Annotated in this window: 1 protein-coding gene; it reads left to right on the top strand. The window is 64.4% G+C overall.

Annotated elements, in window-relative coordinates; genetic code table 11:
* A partial coding sequence (locus AC1D0P_RS30720; protein WP_477680188.1) for a metallophosphoesterase occupies positions 1-410 on the top strand: 410 nt, incomplete at both ends.

The following is a 410-nucleotide window of genomic DNA, read 5'->3' as shown; positions in this document are numbered from 1 at the left end:
ACCTCCACCTCATCGCCCCCGGCCAAAAACTCTGGGGGCTCGACCCCGTCGAGCGCCTGAATGCCTGTCTCGACGACATCGCCAAACATCACCCCGATGCCGCCTTCTGCGCCATTTCCGGCGACCTCGCCGATCGCGGCGAGATGGCCGCCTATGAATGGCTGAAGGACCGCCTGGCCGCCTTCCCCATCGAAACGCAGCTGATGCTCGGCAATCACGATGACCGCGAGAATTTCAAGCAGGTCTTCGTCGACCACCCGCGCGATCACGGCGGCTTCGTTCAGGACCTGCGCGAAGAACACGGCGGCGTCTTCCTGTTCCTCGACACGCTGAAGGGACCACCCTCCTCCGCCGGTCTCTATTCACCGGAGCGGCGCGAATGGCTGAAACAGGCGCTCGACAAGGCCGCC

This window comes from Polaromonas sp. P1_G2, assembly GCF_056405515.1.
Note: the sequence above shows the minus strand (reverse complement) of the source record. Positions and strands in the feature narration are given on the sequence as shown.